Below are 16891 nucleotides of genomic sequence, written 5' to 3' on the forward strand. Positions count from 1 at the left end.
GCCAGGGATTAACCGGCCGTGATCAGGGAATCGCCCCCGGTCAGCTCAGCTCCCAGGCGTACCGGGGGCGTCGGGTGTGCGGCCTTGTGCCGCCCGGTCCGCGGCCCCGACGGGGCAGTGGCTCCCCTCCGGTGTGCACACCGCGCGGTCGCACAGCCGGCACATCCGGTCGGCGGCGCCGCAGCCCTGGTACAGCCGGTCGAGCAGCTTCTCCAGCAGCCCGCCCAGGGCCCGGACCTCCGCCCGGTCGAGGGCGTCCAGCGCCGTGGCGAGGTGCGACGTGCGCGCGCTCAGCAGGTGTTCGGCGGTCCGCCGGCCCTTGCTGGTCGGATGGACGCCGGTCCAGTTGCCGAGGGTGCGCCGCCGCTCCACGAGCGTGCCGCGCTCCAGTCCGTCGACCATCCGTACCGCCGCCGACTGGGTCAGCCCCACTCTGCGGCCCAGTTCGGTCACGCTCACGCCGGGGTCGGTGTGCAGCACGATCAGCGCGGCGGCGGCGCTCATGCTGAGGCTGGAGGCGGCCACGGGGGCGGTGAGCAGGTCGTCGGTGATGGCCAGCGCCGCGGCCCCGAGCAGGTTCGCGACGCGTTCGGTGTCGTTCTCGCGTACATGCATGAGTCATGCATACCCGTCGGAGGGCCTGTCAACCACCGTCGGGCGCAGTGAAAGAATGCGACGAGCACCTGCGCCCGCCGGTCGGGCGGCACCACGAGGACGGAGGCTCCGAGTGTCGGTGGAGATCACCTGGTGGGGGCATGCCACCACCACCGTGCGGGACTCGGGCGTGCGCGTGCTGACCGACCCGCTGTTCGTCCGGCGGCTGGCGCATCTGCGGCGGCGCCGGGGCCCCGTGCCGCCGCCCGCCGCCGCGGTCGCCGAGGTCGCGCTGGTCTCCCATCTGCACGCCGACCACCTCCACCTCGCCTCGCTGATGCGGCTGCGCCCCGGCACCCGGCTGGTGGTGCCGCGCGGCGCGGGGGCGGCCGTGCCGGGGCTGCGGCGGGTGGCCCGGGCGCGGGAGCTGCGGGTCACCGAGGTGCGGCCGGGCGAGGAGATCGCGGTGGGCGAGGTGCGGATCCGGGCCGTGCCCGCCGCGCACGACGGCAGACGGCTGCCGTACGGGCCGAGCCGGGTGCCCGCGCTCGGCTATGTCCTGCGGGGTGAGTCCACGACGTACTTCGCGGGCGACACCGGGCTGTTCGACGGCATGGCGCGGGCGGTCGGCGACTGCGATGTGGCGCTGCTGCCCGTCGGCGGCTGGGGCCCCTACCTCGGCCACGGCCACCTCGACGCCCACCGGGCCGCCCAGGCCCTCGCCCGGCTGGGCGCGCGCAGCGCGGTGCCCGTGCACTACGGCACGTACTGGCCGATCGGCCTCGACGCGATCCGGCCGCACGAATTCCACGCGCCCGGCGACGACTTCGTCCGGCACGCCGGGCGGCTGGCGCCCGACGCGGTGGTGCACGTCCTGCGGCACGGCGAATGCGTACGCCTGGAGACCGCCGGATGACCGACCACATACTCGACGCCATCGGCAAGCTCGTGCGGAGCGTGCCGCCCGAGTCGACCCAGCAGGCGGTGGGCTATCCCTCGCTGTTCCTGCTGGTGGTGGTGGGCTCGCTGGTGCCGGTGGTGCCCACGGGCGCGGTGGTGAGCTCGGCGGCGGTGGTGGCGATCCACCAGAGCGTGCCGCCCCTGTCGCTGCTGGTCGTCTTCTGTGTGGCGTCCTTCGCGGCCTTCCTCGGCGACATCGCCCTGTACTGGCTCGGCCGGCGCGGGCTCCGCTCCAAGAACGGCTCTCGCTGGCTCGCCCAACTCCGCGGCCGCGCCGCCCCCGAGCGCCTGGCCCAGGCCCAAGGCCGCCTCGACGAGCACGAGGTGGCCGTGCTGGTGCTGTCCCGGCTCGTCCCGGCCGGCCGGATCCCGGTGATGCTCGCCTGTCTGCTCGCCCGGATGCCGCTGCGCCGCTTCGCGCACGGCGATGTCCCGGCGGTGCTGGCCTGGTCGGGCACGTACGCGCTCATCGGCATCCTGGGCGGCTCGCTCTTCGACCGCCCCTGGGAGGGCGTGGCGGCCGCGATCGCCCTGACCGTCCTGGTCGGCGCCGCCCCCGCCCTCTGGCGCCGCACCCGCGCCCGCCGCCGCGCGCACGGCGAGGCGACGGGCTGAGGTTTCCGCCTTGAGCTGTACAGCCTCGATTTCGTCGGCCAGGCTCGACAGACGGCTGTCGCCGTCATCGTCCGTCACGAGATAGCAGCGCTTCCCGGCGTCGCTGGGCCACGGCAGGAGACGCGGTCGCGTACTCATGTCGCCACCGCCTTTACGCTGTCGGCAGCCCGGTGCCGACCTGGAGCGGGCAGCACCAGCTCTAACAGCCGTTCCACGAATCGAGCGATAGTCCTCCTCATGTTGACGCTCCTCACAGCGTTGACCGCGCTCCCGGGCCGCCTGCAACGGTCGCGGGAGCTTTTCGCGATCATCGCGCTGTCATCAGGACGTAGGAACCTCCCCTAAAGCCCACTTCGGGACGTCCCGTGCCAGGTAGAACGTCCCGAGTGCCGTCCCGACACGTGGGGAGAGACTCTGATGCCGAACGAGAGGCTACGCGCCGCCATGACAGCCGGAGGCTGGACGTATGCCGCCCTTGCGGCGAAGGTCGAGGTGGACCCCAAATCTGTTGAGAGGTGGGTCAACCTGAACCGTACTCCGCGACGTACCACGGCGATGGTGGCAGCGGAAACGTTAGGAGAAGACGTGCACGCCCTATGGCCGGCACTCCGCCAGGCGCGCGCCGCCCGCGCGGTCAGCCCCGAGCTGGTGGCGCTCTACGAGCAGCGCGCGGACATCCCGGTGTCCGCGTTCGTGGAGATGCTGACGCAGGCCCGCGAACGGATTGACGTGCTCGTGTACGCCGCCGTCTTCCTGCACGAGGCGTACCCCCACCTGAATGATCTTCTACGGGAGCGAGCCGCTGACGGCTGTGCCGTGCGGATCGCCGTTGGCGACGCCGACAGCCCGAACGTCCAGCAACGGGGCCAGGAAGAGAAGTTCGGTCACGGCATCGAATCACGCTGCCGACTCGCGCTCATGCACTACCGGCCCCTCCTCGACACTCCAGGCATCGAGGTCCGGACCCACGGAACGACCCTCTACAACTCGCTCTACCGCGCAGATGATCAACTCATGGCCAACGCACATGTCTGGGGGGTGAACGCGTACGGCGCACCCGTCTGGCACCTCCGTCGACACGGCGAGGGTGGAATGTTCGACACCTACGTCCAGAGCTTCAACGCCGTGTGGGCGACGGCGACGCCGGTGGAGGAAAGGTGACCGATGGCGCGGACCGAGTACTACGACGATCCCGACGCCCCTGAGCCGAACAGCTTGGTTGTCGCCGCGTCCGCCGTGGTCGCCGACGAGACCGGGCGAATCCTGCTCCAGCGTCGCCGGGACAACGGCCTCTGGGCTCTGCCCGGCGGCGGCATGGATATGACCGAATCCCTGCCAGGAACGGCAGTCCGCGAGGTCAGGGAAGAGACGGGACTCGAGGTAGAGATCACCGGACTCGTCGGCACGTACACCGACCCGCGCCATGTCATCGCCTACACAGACGGCGAGGTCCGCCGACAGTTCAACGTGTGCTTCACCGCCCGCGTTGTCGGGGGGCAGCTTGCGATCTCCGAAGAGTCCACAGAGCTTCGGTTCGTGCCGCCGGGAGAACTCGCCGATCTCCCCATGCACCACACCCAGCGGCTCCGGCTCCGTCACTTCCTGGAACATCGCGAGCAGCCGTATCTCGGCTGAGCCCGTGAGCCGGAGGCAGCGATCCTGGGCGACGGGAATGCGGGCGCCTTCGTGGGGCTGACGGCAAGCGCACCGTGTGGACGGTGAAAGACAGGAACCTGAAGGTCGGCACCAACCCGTCCCTCCGGGGTCCCGTAGCCGTGCCCCGCCAGCCACCGGCCGACGGCCTTCGCGTTCCGCAGACAGCCCGCCACCACCGTGGAGCCGCCCGCCGCCGCGGAGATGGCGGAGCCATTGGGCAAGGGCAGGACCAGCCGGGGAACCGCCGGAGCCCGCCGCAGGGCCGCGGGGGACAGCGACTACGGAGAAGTCGCTGTGGCGGCGCGCCGACCCACGGCCGGCTCGGCGGCCTTCCGCCGGGCGAAGGCGACCGCCGTCTCGTCGCGCCAGGCATACGGGAACACCCGCGTGTCCGCCTCGACGGCGACCGTCACCGACGTCGTGAACGACAGCACGTCGACCACCACGAGGCAGGCCGCCTCCGCCGCGAGCCGCCGGGCCCCGATGGGCCCCCACTCGAATCGGGCACCATGGCCCCGCTGCAGAGACCAGTCGCTCATGGTGATCAAGTCCCAGCGAGAGCGCGCCCTCAGGGAAGTGTCCACCACCGTCGGAACCGCCCGCGCGTCCCGCTTCTGGGGTTCCCGCGCACCACCCGTCTTCGCAGGGCTCCGCTCGCGCGGATCGGCGCCACGGCCGGCGGGCCCGTCGGCTCGCTCACCCGGACTGTCGGTGGCGGGGGGATCACGTCGTGGTGGCGAGTTCGACGAGGTGCCGGGCCGTGCCGGCGGGATCGATGATCTGGTGGAGGTGTGCGCCGGGCAGGTGTGCCACACGCCAGCCGCGTTCGCGCGCTTCGGCGGCGAGGTCGTCATACGGAGGGCCAAACAGCAAGTAGGAGCAGGGATGGTCATCCCAGCCGTCAGGGACCGGGACGCGCTGCTCGTAGTAGGACAGCGGCAGGGTGGGCTGCTCCTCGATGACGGTCTGTCGCATCGTCGGATCGGAGAACATGGGTGCGACGTCCGCCTCGTCCCACCAGTCGGTCCAGCGTGGCAGCCTGCCGTTCACGGCCATCGGACCGAGGAACTCCAGCAACTCGGGTGAGGCGACAGGGGTCGGCCCGTTCAGGGCAGGCAGCGCGGCATCGACGAAGACCGAGCCGGTGACCGGATGGCCGAGGCCCGAGCGGATCGCGGGCAGGAACAAGCCCGCGTTGCTGTGTGCCACCAGGGTGACGGGGCTGTCGGCCGGGACCTGCCGGAGGTCGTCGCGGACAGCACTGACGACGCGGGGCCAGAACGGCGGAGCACCGGCGCCGATGTGGAGCAGGGAGGGCACCTGTACGTGGTATCCCGCCGCCGTCAGGTGTTCGGCCACGGGGCGCCAGGTCGAGGGGCCTACGGACGGACTGTGCACGAGGACGAAGATCGGCTGCATGGGGCGATCCTGTCGCCTATGCCATCGGAACCGCGACGGTGTTGGCCGACAGCAGAACGTGATCGACCGCGCGACCGCGACCTTCCGGCCGCGCGAGGACGGTACGGCAGGTCCCGTCCCACGGACCGGGCCGTCCCGCGGGTCGGGTCACGCGGGGCCGGGGGCGGAGGACCGCCGGGCGGTGTCGCGCCGGGTGATGGCCTCGGCGACCTCCTGGATGGCGGTGCGGAGCAGGTCGCCGTAGGGGTTCTGGGGGAGGTCGGGGGCATGCCGGGTGGCGGCGTCGATGTGGTCGGTGGCGGCTTCGAAGGATCCGAGCCGACGGTAGTTGTCGGCGAGGTTGAGGTGCAGGGACGGGTAGAAGCCCGCGATGTGAAGGCCGGCGTGGTGCTGCTGGACGCGCTCGTCGGTCAGGGCGTCGGCCGCGTCCAGGGCGCGGATGTCCCAGGCCAGGGCCTGGGCGGGGTCCTCGTGGAGATCGGCGAGGTAGTGCGCCAGGGTGCAGCGGTGCAGGGGGTCGCCGGTGACGCCGATGGCGGACCAGAGGTCCAGGAGTTGCCGGCGGGCGGAGGCGGTGTCACCCGCCCGGCCCTCCGTGACGGCGTGGCCGATGGCCTCCATGGTCGGGTCGGGGGTTGTGGGAGTGGCGGTCGTGGGAGTGGCGGTCACGGGGAGGGTCCTCCTGTTTGACGGGCATGGCCACGGTGGTGAGGTCACCGCGGTCGGCGGAGCGGATCGTGGCGGGTTGGTCCGGCCCCCTCAGGTCGAGCATCACGTCGGGGCCGAGGGCGGTGCTGACGGCCGGATAGAGCGTCGTCAGCTCGAAGGAGACCGACAGGGGCCGCCCCGTCACAGCGGCGGGGAGCGGCATGTCCGGGTGCGCGTCACCGGACGGCAGGATGTTCATCCCCTGGTCGGTCAGGCGCAGCGTGATCCGCTCGCCGGGGTGGTCCTCCAGGGCGCGCAGGAAGACGTCCTTGGACACCGTCACACGCGTGGTGGCCTCGCCCAGGGACGCGAGCATCAGCCGGTAGTCGGGGAACTCCTCCGACAGCAACCCGCAGTGCGGGTCCTCCTGGTCTTCTCGCCGTCCTGCCCGGCGCAGCCGGATCGCGTGCGGTGTCGCCTCGATGCGGACCAGCGGACTGCGGCGGATCTCGGCGGCCGCGGCCCGCAACTCCTCGCCGCCCACGGTGCCGGCCCAGGTGGCGGTCGCCGGCTCGGCGGGCACAAGCGTGCGGGTCGAGAGCCGGTAGCGGTCGGTCGCGGTGAGGGTGACCGCTTCGGGGGTCACCTCGAGGCGCAGCCCGCCGAGTACCGGCAGGCCCGGCTCCCGTACGGTCGCGGTCAGGACCTGCTCGACCGCGTCGGCCAGCACGGGACCCTTGAGCGCGGCGATCGGCCGGCTCGGCACGCCGTCGGCGAGCGAGGACTGGAGGAGGGCGGCCTTCCGCCGCGCCGCCGCCGCGTCCCCGAGCACCTTCGCGAGGTGCTCGTCGATCAGCCGGGAGGCCTCCTCGGGGCCGGCGGCCAGGACGGCCTCGACGGCGGTGAGGGGCATCCCGATCGCGCGGAGCCGACGGAGCGCGACCGCTCGCGCCACCTGGTCGGGGCGGTAGTAGCGGTAGCCGGAGACGGGGTCGGTCTCGGCGGGGCGCAGCAGCCCCGAGTCGGCGTAGAACCGCAGCGCGCTCGAGGTCAGACCGCTGCGTCGGGCGAAGACCCCGATCGGCATCAGCTCGGCAGGTGGCACGCGGCCATCATCAGGCTTCAACCAACTCGAAGGTCAACGGACGAGGAAGGTCAACGGGCAGAGAAGGACAACGGACGGGGCAGGTCAAGGGACAGGGGCGGAGACGGGGCGGCGGCCCGGGCCCGGCCGACTCGGGGTCGGCCGGGCCCGCCCGTACGGGGCCGGGTCAGCGGCAGAGGACCGATTGGAGGACGTCGGTCAGGACCCGCTCCGGCTCGCGTTCGGCGTGCTGGGCGCGCCAGGCGACGAAGCCGTCGGGGCGGACGAGGACCGCGCCCTGGGGGGTGGTTCCGTGCAGTTCGGTCCAGTCGGTGCCGGGGTCCGGGGTCAGGTCGTGGGTGGGGTCGGGGCCGAGGCGGTAGGAGGCGAGGGGGATGTCGAGGCGGTCGGCGACGCGTAGGGCGGCGCCGTGCCAGGCGGCGCCTTCGGGGCCGGTGAGCAGGACACAGGTGCGCTCGTAGAGGTCGAGGGTGGACAGCCGGGTGCCGTCGCGGTCGACCCACAGGTGCGGGGCGCGGCTGCCGGGTTCGCCGGTGGAGGTGAAGCGGTCGGGGACGACGGGGGTGGCGGGGTCGGCGCCGAGGACCGCGTCCGAGGCGTAGCGGTAGCCCATGGCCACCGCGAGCACATCGCGCTGCGGGCCGCCGGCGGACGGGGGCGGGGTGTAGCCGGGGTGGCTGTGTTCGGCTGAGCGGGCCGCGGCCCGGGCGCTGGTGGCCACCGCGACCGGCTGGCGTTCGGCGCCGTAGGTGTCCAGCAGTCCGGGGCCGGCCCAGCCGCCGAGGACGGCGGCGAGTTTCCAGGCGAGGTTGTGCGCGTCCTGGATGCCGGTGTTGGAGCCGAAGGCGCCGGTGGGGGACATCTCGTGGGCGGAGTCGCCGGCGAGGAAGATCCGGCCGTCGCGGTAGCGCTCGGCCACCCGTTCGGCCGCGTGCCAGGGGGCCTTGCCGGTGATTTCCACCTCCATGTCGGGGACGCCGGTGGCCATGCGGATGTGTTCGGCGCACCGCTCGTCGGTGAAGTCCTCCAGGGTTTCGCCGGTCTCGGGGTGCCACGGGGCGTGGAAGACCCAGTTCTCGACGTTGTCCACCGGCAGCAGCGCCCCGTCGGCGGCCGGGTTGGTCAGATAGCAGGCGATGAAGCGGCGGTCGCCCACGACGTCGGCGAGCCGCTTGGCGCGGAAGGTGATGCTGACGTTGTGGAACAGCTCGCCGTGGCCGGTCTGCCCGATGCCCAGCCGCCTGCGTACGGAGGAGCGGGGGCCGTCGGCGGCGATGAGGTAGTCGGCGCGCACCACCGAGGTGCGCCCGGACTCCCGGTGCTGGACGACGGCGGTCACCCCGTCGGCGTCCTGCTCGAAGGAGATCAGCTCGGTGGAGAAGCGCAGCTCGCCACCCAGCTCCTGGGCGGTCCGCAGCAGGACGGGTTCGAGGTCGTTCTGGCTGCACAGACACCACCCGGAGGGGCTGAGCCCGCGCATGGCGCCGCCCGGGTCGATCTCCCGGAAAAGCCAGCGGTGGTCCACTCCGGTGAGGGATTCGGCCTGCAGGATGCCGTGGTTGCCGGCCAGGACGGACGCGGCCTCCTGGATCGCGGACTCCACCCCCGCGGTCCGGAACAGCTCCATGGTGCGGAGGTTGTTCCCGCGCCCGCGTGGGTGCGTGGAGGTGCTCGCGTGTTTCTCCACGAGCAGGTGTCCGACGCCCAGCCGGCCCAGGAAGAGTGAGGCGGACAGTCCCACCAGGGACCCGCCCACGACGAGTACGGGCACACGCTCATCGACATGGGGATTCATCTCGCTGCTATTCCCGGGGTTTTACGCCTGGTCAGGCGTCTGGCGGGCCCCTTCGCCCGGATGGCTCACATATCTCGCGGCATCCGTGGGAGCGCTCCACGATCGTCTAACGGGCGCCGCGTCCGGCGAAGGACGCCCCCGGAGGAGGAGTGGAATCTATGAGCACCCTGCCCAAGACTTCGCGGCCCGCGAAGTCCACCACGCCCGAGCCCCCGCCACGGCATTCCATGCTCACCGACGCCCGGCTGCGTGTGGTGTTGCTGGTGTCGGTCCACGCGGGCGCGGAGGAACGTTTCCTGCATGCCTACGAGCAGTTGTCCCAACAGGTGGCCGCGGTCCCGGGACACATCAGCGACCAGTTGTGCCAGTCGATCGAGAACCCCTCCCAGTGGCTGATCACCAGCGAGTGGGAGAGTGCCCCGCCGTTTCTGAGCTGGGTGGAGAGCCCCGAGCACCGCGAGATGGTCAAACCCCTCCACGGGTGCGTGGAGGACACCCGGTCCCTGCGGTTCAGCGTGTTGCGGGAGACCTTCTCGGCCAAGGACGCGGCCGGCCGCCGCGCCGCGCCCCCCGTACGGCTGGCCCCGCGGGTCGGCGACGGGCTGGTGCGGCACGCCCTGACCTTCACCGTCAAGCCCGGCAGCGAACAGAGCGTGGCCAAGATCCTGGCCGACTACGCCGCGCCCGAGGCCCGCGTGGACGAGAACACCCGGCTGTGCCGCACCTCGCTGTTCATGAGCGGCAACCGTGTCGTACGGGCGGTCGAGGTCAAGGGCGACCTGGTGGCGGCGTTGCGCCATGTGGCCAGACAGCCGGAGGTGCGGGCGGTCGAGGAGGCCATCAACCCGCATCTGGAGGAGGACCGCGACCTGGACGACCCGGAGGCCGCGCGGGACTTCTTCATGCGGGCGGCGCTACCCGTGGTGCACCACCTGACGGCGGACCCCAGCCGCCCGCCGAACCTGCGGCGCCACATGCTGCTGTACCCGGTCAAGGAGGGCTGCGGGCCGGCGGTGGCCAGCCTGCTGGCCCGTCAGGACGACCTCGCGGTCACCAAGTCGAAGGCGGAGCTGGAGGCAGGCGGCGGCAAGGGGCAGCACACGATCGTGAGCAGCACCGTCTTCCAGCGCGACGACATCGTCGTGCGGATGGTGGACATGGACGTGCCGCTCGACCGTGAGCTCGCGGTGGCGGCCGGGGTCAGCGGGCCGCGCGCGGCAGCCGTGCTGGGCCGGCTCCTCGACGCGGGTGACGGCGGCAAGAAGATCGACCTGGCGAGCGAGGCCGGGCTGCGGCGCTTCCTCACCGACTGCGACATGGAACCGGTCACCGACCGCCGCGCGGCGGACTACTGACACTCCCCTCCCGGTCCCAACCCCACGCCCGTACCCGCTCCCCCGGCACATCCCCTCTCCCCCCTCTCGTCCCCGCCCTCCCACACCCCCAGCTCCCGTCCTTCCCACACCCCCAGCTCCCGCCCTCCCACACCCCCAGCTCCCGCCCTCCCACCCTGTTTCCCTTCCGTCGTGCGCGGCGGCCGCGCCGCCTTCTGGAGGCCACTATGACCACGCAGTCCCACCTCATCGTCGACCTGTCCGCCGTCGCCCCGAACCGCCGCCGCGGCGGCGATGTGCGCGCCATGCTCACCCCCACCACGGTGGGCGCCACGAGCGGCTTCATGGGTATGGCCGTCGTGCAGCCCGGTGAGCGCGTCACCGAGCACTACCACCCGTACTCCGAGGAGTTCGTGTACGTGGTGTGCGGTGAGCTGGAAGTGGACCTGGACGACACGGCGCATCCGCTCCGCGCCGACCAGGGGCTTCTGATCCCCGTCAACATGCGCCACCGGTTCCGCAACGTGGGCGACACCGAGGCCCGGATGGTCTTCCACCTCGGCCCGCTGGCCCCCCGCCCGGAGCTGGGCCACGTGGACACCGAGACCGCCGAGCCCGCCGAGGCGGCGTCGTGACCCGACGGGTGGTGGTCACCGGGCTCGGTGTCGTCGCTCCCGGGGGCGTGGGCGTCCCGGCCTTCTGGGACATGCTCACCGCGGGCCGCACGGCGACCCGCGGCATCACGCTGTTCGACGCCGCGAGGTTCCGCTCGCGGATCGCCGCCGAATGCGACTTCGACCCCGTGGCCTGCGGGCTGACGGCCGAGCAGATCGAGCGCTCGGACCGGTATGTGCAGTTCGCGCTGGTGGCGGCCACCGAGGCGATGCGGGACGCGGGGATCGAACCTGGGGGACTCGGGACGCAGGACCCGTGGCGGATAGGTGTGTCGATGGGCTCGGCGGTGGCCGCCTCCACCCGGCTGGAGCAGGACTACGTCAAGGTCAGCGAGTCCGGTGCGCGCTGGGACGTGGACCACCGGCGGGCGGGCCCGTATCTGCACCACGCCTTCTCGCCGAGCGCCCTGGCCTCCGGAGTGGCGGAGCTCGCGGGCGCCCAGGGGCCGGTGCAGACCGTCTCGACGGGCTGTACGTCGGGTCTCGACGCGATCGGGTACGCCTTCCAGACGATCGAGGAGAACCGGGCCGATGTGTGCGTGGCGGGGGCGGCGGACACCCCGGTCACCCCGCTCACGGTGGCCTGCTTCGACTCCATCAAGGCGACCTCGACGAACAACGACGACCCCGCCCACGCGTCCCGGCCGTTCGACGCCCACCGCGACGGGTTCGTCCTCGGCGAGGGCGCGGCCGTGCTGGTCCTGGAGGAGCTGGAGCACGCCCGGGCCCGGGGGGCCCACGCGTACTGCGAGTTCAAGGGGTTCGCCACCTACGGCAACGCCTACCACATGACCGGTCTGACCCAGGAGGGCCTGGAGATGTCCGAGGCGATCAACCATGCGCTCGGCCACGCCCGCATCGACAGCACCGAGATCGACTACGTCAACGCGCACGGCTCCGGCACCAAGCAGAACGACCGCCACGAGACGGCCGCGGTGAAGCGGTCGCTGGGCGCCCACGCGTACAAGACGCCGATGAGCTCGATCAAGTCGATGGTGGGGCATTCGCTGGGGGCGATCGGCGCGATCGAGCTCGCCGCCTGCGCCCTGGCGCTGGCCCACGGCGTGGTCCCGCCGACCGCGAACTACGAGACCCCGGACCCCGAGTGCGACCTGGACTACGTCCCGCGCACCGCGCGCGCCCTGCCGCTGCGCAATGTGCTGTCGGTCGGCAGCGGGTTCGGCGGCTTCCAGTCCGCGGTGGTGCTGGGCCGGGCGGGAGGTGCGGCATGAGTGCCCGGGCCCGCGGGGCGGTGGTGACCGGGCTCGGGGTCATCGCGCCGAACGGCGTGGGCACGGACGCCTTCTGGAAGGCGACCCGGGAAGGGATCAGCTTCCTGGACCGGCTCACCCGTCGCGGCAGCGAGAACTTCCCGGTGCGGGTCGCGGGCCAGATCCGCGGCTTCGACCCGGCCACCATGATCGAGGAGCGGCTGCTGGTCCAGACCGACCGCTTCACCCATATCGCGCTGGCCGCGGCCGACCTCGCGCTGGAGGACTCGCGGCTGCCGGTCGACGACATGTCGCCGTTCGCCGTCGGGGTGGTGACCGCGGCCGGTTCCGGGGGCGGCGAGTTCGGCCAGCGCGAGCTGCAGCAGCTGTACGGCAAGGGGCCGCGCCATGTGGGCCCGTTCCAGTCCATCGCCTGGTTCTACGCGGCCAGCACCGGCCAGGTCTCCATCCGCGGCGGCTTCAAGGGCCCCTGCGGGGTGGTGGCGGACGACGAGGCCGGCGGTCTGGACGCGCTGGCGCACGCACGGCGGTCGATCCGGCACGGGGCGGACGCGATCGTCGTGGGCGCCACCGAGGCGGGGCTCGCCCCGTACTCGATGGTCTGCCAGCTGGGGTGGCGGGAGCTGAGCCGGGCCCGTGAGGCGGGCCGGGCGTATCTGCCGTTCACCACCGATGCGGGCGGCTTCGTACCCGGCGAGGGCGGGGCGATGTTCGTCGTGGAGGAGGAGGGGGCGGCCCGGCGCCGCGGGGTGCCGATCCGCGGGTTCATCAGCGGCTACGGGGCGACCTTCACCGGGGCGTCCCGGTGGGAGCGGTCCCGGGAGGGGCTGGCCCGCGCGATCCGCGTGGCGCTGGACGACGCGGAATGCGCGCCCGAGGAGATCGACGTGGTGTTCGCGGACGCGCTCGGCGTACCGGAGGCGGACCGGGCCGAGGCGCTGGCGATCGCCGACGCGCTCGGCCGGCACGGCACCCGCGTCCCGGTGACCGCGCCGAAGACCGGCTTCGGCCGGGCACACTGCGCGGCTCCCGCGCTGGACGTGGCGGCAGCGGTGCTCGCCATGGAGCACCGCATGGTGCCGCCCACGCCGTATGTCACCGATGTCTGCCATGACCTCGACCTGGTCACCCGAAGTCCGCGCCCCGCCGAGCCGCGGTGTGCGCTGGTGCTCAGCCGAGGGCTCATGGGATACAACGCGGCGCTCGTGCTCCGCGGCCCGGAAGGAGATATGTGATGTCCCGTCAATTCACCCACCAGGAGTTGGCCGCGCTCATGAAGAAGTGCGCCGGCCTGACCGTCGACCCGGCCGCCCTCGCGGGGTCGCCGGAGATGACCTTCACCGAGTTCGGTCTCGACTCGCTCGGTCTGCTCGCCATCGTCGGCGAGCTGGAGAACCACTACGGCACCCCGATCGAGCCGGGCGCCGAGAGCTGCAAGACCCCCAATGACTTCATCGACGTCATCAACGCCTCAATCACCGCAGGAGCATGAGATGCCCGGGCACACCGACAACGAGATCACCATCGCGGCGCCGCTGGACCTTGTGTGGGACATGACCAACGACATCGAGAGCTGGCCGGACCTGTTCAGCGAGTACGCCTCGGTCGAGGTGCTGCGGCGGGAGGGTGACACCACCACCTTCCGGCTGACCATGCACCCCGACGAGAACGGCAAGGTCTGGAGCTGGGTGTCCGAGCGCGAGACCGCCCGCGATGTGCACACCGTGTGGGCGCGCCGGGTCGAGACCGGCCCGTTCGCCTTCATGAACATCCGCTGGGAGTACGACGAGACGCCCGAGGGCACCCGGATGCGCTGGACCCAGGACTTCGAGATGAGGCCCGACGCGCCGATCGACGACGCCGGGATGACGGAGCTCATCAACCGCAACTCCAAGATCCAGATGGAGCTCATCCGGGACAAGATCGAGCAGCGCGCCCGCGCCACGGTGGAGGCCTGACGATGTACCGCACCATGATCGTCGCCAAGATGAACCGGGACGCGGGGCCCGATATCGCCAAGGTCTTCGCCGACTCCGACCGGGGCGAGCTGCCCGGGCTGATCGGGGTCACCGGCCGCAGCCTGTTCCAGTTCGGCGATGTGTACCTGCATCTCATCGAGGCCGAGCGGCCGCCGGCCGAGGAGGTCGCCCGGTACGCGAAGCACCCCGAGTTCCGTGACGTCAGCGCCCGGCTCCAGCCGTTCGTGCAGGCGTACGACCCGGAGACCTGGCGCGAGCCCAAGGACGCCATGGCGCACGAGTTCTACCGCTGGGAGCGCGACCGCGCCTGAGGAAGGCCGGAAGGGAGCACGACTGTGGTCGCGGACTGGGTGCGCTGCGAGCGCTGCGCCGACCTGATCTACGGCAAGAGGTTCGCGCGCACCCTGCGCGTATGCCCGGACTGCGGCTGGCACAGCCCGCTGACCGCACGGCAGCGGCTGGACCAGCTGCTCGACGCCGGCTCCGCGGCGCCGGTCGGCGAGGTGCAGCCGCTGCACGATCCGCTGGAGTTCGCCGACACGCGTCCGTACGCGGAGCGGCTGGCGGACGCGCGGGCGAAGACGGGCCTGAAGGAGGCGGTGATCTGCGCCCTGGGCCGGATCGAGGACCGGCCCGTGGTCGTGGCCGCGATGGACTTCCGGTTCCTCGGCGGCAGCCTGGGCTGCGGGGTGGGCGCGCTGATCTGCGAGGCGGCGCGGACCGCCCTCGCCCGGCGCGTCCCGCTGCTGCTGGTCACCGCCTCCGGCGGGGCCCGGATGCAGGAGGGCGCGCTGGCCCTGATGCAGATGGCCAAGACCGCGCAGGCGATGGCCGAACTCGACGAGGCCGGAATCCTGACGGTCTCGCTGATCACCGATCCGACGTACGGGGGCGTGGCGGCGTCCTACGCCACCCTCGCCGATGTGATCGTCGCCGAGCCCGGTGCGCGGCTCGGCTTCGCCGGACCCAGGGTCATCGAGCAGACGACCGGGGAGCGGCTGCCGGAGGGTTTCCAGACCGCGGAGTTCCTGATGGAACACGGCATGGTCGACAACATCGTCCCCCGCTCCGCCCTCCGCCCCACCCTGGCCCGCCTCCTGGCCCTGGGCGCCCCCGACCCCCGGGTGTCCGAGCCCACGGCGCCCGGCGCGCCCGACACGCCGACCGGGCGGGAGCACGCGCTACCGGACGGCGGACCGGAATCCCCCGCCGCCCCCCTGAGCGCGGCGGCACGCCACCCGGCCGCCGCCCCGGGCCGCGGGCGACGGCCCGGCGTGCCGGGGCTGCCGAACGGCGGGCCGGACACAGCCCTCACCACCCACCCGGGCGCGGTCGGCGCCGCGCGCGGTGAGCGGCACGCGGGCCAAGGCGGGGCCGCGCGTAAGGCGGTCCTGCGGTGCGTCACGGAGGTGGCGGAGCGGGAGGCCTGGGAGGCGGTGCGGGCGGCGCGGCATTCCGAGCGGCCCACCGCGATGGACTACATCGGCCATATCCTCGACGACTTCCACGAGTTGCGCGGCGACCGGCTCAGCGAGGACTGCCCCGCCGTGGTCGGCGGCCCCGGGCGGCTCGCCGGGCGGCCGGTGATGGTGATCGGGCAGCACAAGGGCGGGGCGAGCCTGGCGGAGCGGCAGGCGCACCGGTTCGGGATGCCCGCGCCCAGCGGCTACCGCAAGTCCGCGCGGCTGATGCGGATGGCGGCGAAGCTCGGGCTGCCGGTGGTGACGTTGGTGGACACCCCGGGGGCCAACCCGGGCCCGGACGCGGAGCGCGGCGGCCAGGCGCTGGCCATCGCGGAGAATCTGCGGCTGATGGCGCGGCTGCCGGTGCCCGTGGTGGCCGCGGTGGTCGGTGAGGGGGGCAGTGGCGGCGCGCTCGCGCTGGCCGTCGCCGACCGGGTGCTGATCAGCGCGGGCGGCGTCTACTCGGTCATCAGCCCCGAGGGCTGCGCCGCCATCTTGTGGAAGAACCCCGAGGCCGCCCAGGCGGCCGCGGCGGCCCTGCGGCTCGACCCGAGGGAGCTGTTGCGGCTCGGGGTGGTCGACGGGGTCGTACCGGAGCCGCCTGAGGGCGCCCACCGCGATCCCGCCAAGGCCGCCGCCCTGCTCGGCGACGCGCTCGTCGAGGCGCTCGGCGAGCTGGTGCCGTGGGAGCCGGGGCGGCTGCTGGCGGCGCGGGCGGAGCGGTTCCGCCGCTTCGGTCTGGACACGGGGGTCCCCGCCGGGTCGGCCGGCGCGCAGCTACACACCGGGAGAGGTGCATCGTGACAGCGGACAGCCACATCACGGACCATCGCGAGAACGGGCACCGGCCGGGCGCGGTCGTGCTGCCCCCGCACGCCACGCTGGATTCCCTGTGCCGCAGTGTGACGGAGCTGGCGAAGGCCGCGGACAAGCAGCCGCGCCGCATCACGCTGCGGCACGGGCAGACGACGGTCGAGATGGAGTGGCCCGATCCGGCCGGACCCGACCACGCGCCGCCGCCCGGGTCCGCCGCCGCTCCCCCGCCGGCCCCGGCTCCCCCGCCGCAGCCGCAGCCGCGGGTGGCCGCGGCCGGGCCGGCGGCCGCCGTGGCCGACGGGGTGCGGCCGGAGGGCGGGGCGCAGCAGGCGGGGACGGGGCCGGCCTACATCTGCGCGTCGACGGTCGGCACCTTCTACCACGCGCCGGAGCCAGGCGCCCCGCCGTTCGTCTCCGTCGGGGACACGGTCAAGCCGGGGCAGCCGGTGGGTGTGCTGGAGGTCATGAAGATGATGAGCACGATCGAGTCGGATGTCGCCGGGCGGGTCGTGGAGATCCTGGTGCCCAACGGGCAGCCCGTGGAGTATCAGCAGCCCCTGCTCGCGGTGGAGCCCGGGCCCGCCGCCGGGCCGGTGTGATC

Annotated in this window: 19 protein-coding genes; 13 read left to right on the forward strand and 6 right to left on the reverse strand. The window is 72.8% G+C overall.

The features are described 5' to 3' along the window. Nucleotides 1-45 precede the first annotated feature (45 nt). Nucleotides 46-615 (reverse strand): MarR family winged helix-turn-helix transcriptional regulator, encoded by a 570-nt coding sequence (locus tag ACFZDL_RS00150; protein ID WP_353590498.1) that lies wholly within the window; start codon nucleotides 613-615, stop codon nucleotides 46-48. 112 nt (nucleotides 616-727) lie between these two features. On the opposite strand from ACFZDL_RS00150, the gene ACFZDL_RS00155 reads away from it, so the two are divergent. From ACFZDL_RS00155 to ACFZDL_RS00170, 4 genes are all read left to right on the forward strand, one after another. Next, nucleotides 728-1510 (forward strand): MBL fold metallo-hydrolase, encoded by a 783-nt coding sequence (locus ACFZDL_RS00155; RefSeq protein WP_353590499.1) that lies wholly within the window; start codon nucleotides 728-730, stop codon nucleotides 1508-1510. Continuing rightward, nucleotides 1507-2169: a VTT domain-containing protein gene (locus ACFZDL_RS00160; RefSeq protein ID WP_353590500.1), complete on the forward strand. Its 663-nt coding sequence runs from the start codon at nucleotides 1507-1509 to the stop codon at nucleotides 2167-2169. Before ACFZDL_RS00155 ends, ACFZDL_RS00160 begins: the two co-directional genes overlap by 4 nt. Before the next feature lie 417 nt (nucleotides 2170-2586). Next, nucleotides 2587-3330 (forward strand): helix-turn-helix transcriptional regulator, encoded by a 744-nt coding sequence (locus tag ACFZDL_RS00165; protein WP_353590501.1) that lies wholly within the window; start codon nucleotides 2587-2589, stop codon nucleotides 3328-3330. A 3-nt stretch (nucleotides 3331-3333) separates the two neighbouring features. Next, a complete protein-coding gene (locus ACFZDL_RS00170) occupies nucleotides 3334-3804 on the forward strand; it encodes an NUDIX domain-containing protein (protein WP_353590502.1) in 471 nt (156 codons plus the stop codon). A gap of 299 nt (nucleotides 3805-4103) precedes the next feature. Here the strand turns inward: ACFZDL_RS00170 and ACFZDL_RS00175 are convergent, their stop codons facing one another. From ACFZDL_RS00175 to ACFZDL_RS00195, 5 genes are all read right to left on the reverse strand, one after another. Further along, a complete protein-coding gene (locus tag ACFZDL_RS00175; protein ID WP_353590503.1) occupies nucleotides 4104-4364 on the reverse strand; it encodes a hypothetical protein in 261 nt (86 codons plus the stop codon). A gap of 184 nt (nucleotides 4365-4548) precedes the next feature. Further along, nucleotides 4549-5244, reverse strand: a complete 696-nt coding sequence (locus ACFZDL_RS00180; RefSeq protein WP_353590504.1) for an alpha/beta hydrolase — start codon at nucleotides 5242-5244, stop codon at nucleotides 4549-4551. 147 nt (nucleotides 5245-5391) lie between these two features. After that, complete coding sequence (locus tag ACFZDL_RS00185; protein WP_353590793.1) at nucleotides 5392-5865, reverse strand: hypothetical protein; 474 nt, start codon at nucleotides 5863-5865, stop codon at nucleotides 5392-5394. Further along, nucleotides 5822-6997, reverse strand: a complete 1176-nt coding sequence (locus ACFZDL_RS00190; protein ID WP_353590505.1) for a MerR family transcriptional regulator — start codon at nucleotides 6995-6997, stop codon at nucleotides 5822-5824. Before ACFZDL_RS00190 ends, ACFZDL_RS00185 begins: the two co-directional genes overlap by 44 nt. Before the next feature lie 166 nt (nucleotides 6998-7163). Further along, nucleotides 7164-8792 carry an FAD-dependent monooxygenase gene (locus tag ACFZDL_RS00195; protein WP_353590506.1) on the reverse strand — a complete coding sequence of 543 codons (1629 nt, stop codon included), beginning with the start codon at nucleotides 8790-8792 and terminating at the stop codon, nucleotides 7164-7166. Nucleotides 8793-8950: 158 nt separating this feature from the next. Between ACFZDL_RS00195 and ACFZDL_RS00200 the strand changes: the two genes are divergently transcribed. From ACFZDL_RS00200 to ACFZDL_RS00240, 9 genes are all read left to right on the forward strand, one after another. Beyond that, complete coding sequence (locus tag ACFZDL_RS00200; RefSeq protein ID WP_391189725.1) at nucleotides 8951-10147, forward strand: SchA/CurD-like domain-containing protein; 1197 nt, start codon at nucleotides 8951-8953, stop codon at nucleotides 10145-10147. A gap of 206 nt (nucleotides 10148-10353) precedes the next feature. Then, complete coding sequence (locus tag ACFZDL_RS00205; RefSeq protein ID WP_353590507.1) at nucleotides 10354-10761, forward strand: cupin domain-containing protein; 408 nt, start codon at nucleotides 10354-10356, stop codon at nucleotides 10759-10761. Next, nucleotides 10758-12032: a beta-ketoacyl-[acyl-carrier-protein] synthase family protein gene (locus ACFZDL_RS00210; RefSeq protein WP_353590508.1), complete on the forward strand. Its 1275-nt coding sequence runs from the start codon at nucleotides 10758-10760 to the stop codon at nucleotides 12030-12032. Before ACFZDL_RS00205 ends, ACFZDL_RS00210 begins: the two co-directional genes overlap by 4 nt. Continuing rightward, nucleotides 12029-13267: a beta-ketoacyl synthase N-terminal-like domain-containing protein gene (locus ACFZDL_RS00215; protein ID WP_353590509.1), complete on the forward strand. Its 1239-nt coding sequence runs from the start codon at nucleotides 12029-12031 to the stop codon at nucleotides 13265-13267. The genes ACFZDL_RS00210 and ACFZDL_RS00215 overlap by 4 nt, the downstream gene beginning before the upstream one ends. After that, nucleotides 13267-13524 (forward strand): acyl carrier protein, encoded by a 258-nt coding sequence (locus tag ACFZDL_RS00220; protein ID WP_353590510.1) that lies wholly within the window; start codon nucleotides 13267-13269, stop codon nucleotides 13522-13524. Before ACFZDL_RS00215 ends, ACFZDL_RS00220 begins: the two co-directional genes overlap by 1 nt. Nucleotide 13525: 1 nt before the next feature. After that, nucleotides 13526-13990, forward strand: coding sequence for an SRPBCC family protein (locus ACFZDL_RS00225; RefSeq protein WP_353590511.1), 465 nt, complete (start codon nucleotides 13526-13528; stop codon nucleotides 13988-13990). Nucleotides 13991-13992: 2 nt separating this feature from the next. Then, the gene (locus ACFZDL_RS00230) at nucleotides 13993-14322 is read left to right on the forward strand and encodes a TcmI family type II polyketide cyclase (protein ID WP_353590512.1); all 330 of its coding nucleotides are present in this window, start codon (nucleotides 13993-13995) and stop codon (nucleotides 14320-14322) included. Between the two features lie 24 nt (nucleotides 14323-14346). Continuing rightward, nucleotides 14347-16278, forward strand: a complete 1932-nt coding sequence (gene accD / locus ACFZDL_RS00235; protein WP_353590513.1) for an acetyl-CoA carboxylase, carboxyltransferase subunit beta — start codon at nucleotides 14347-14349, stop codon at nucleotides 16276-16278. After that, nucleotides 16275-16889 carry a biotin/lipoyl-containing protein gene (locus ACFZDL_RS00240; protein WP_353590514.1) on the forward strand — a complete coding sequence of 205 codons (615 nt, stop codon included), beginning with the start codon at nucleotides 16275-16277 and terminating at the stop codon, nucleotides 16887-16889. The genes accD and ACFZDL_RS00240 overlap by 4 nt, the downstream gene beginning before the upstream one ends. Nucleotides 16890-16891 lie beyond the last annotated feature (2 nt).

Origin of the sequence: Streptomyces sp. NPDC007917, assembly GCF_042959105.1 — a bacterium.
Lineage (GTDB): Bacteria > Actinomycetota > Actinomycetes > Streptomycetales > Streptomycetaceae > Streptomyces.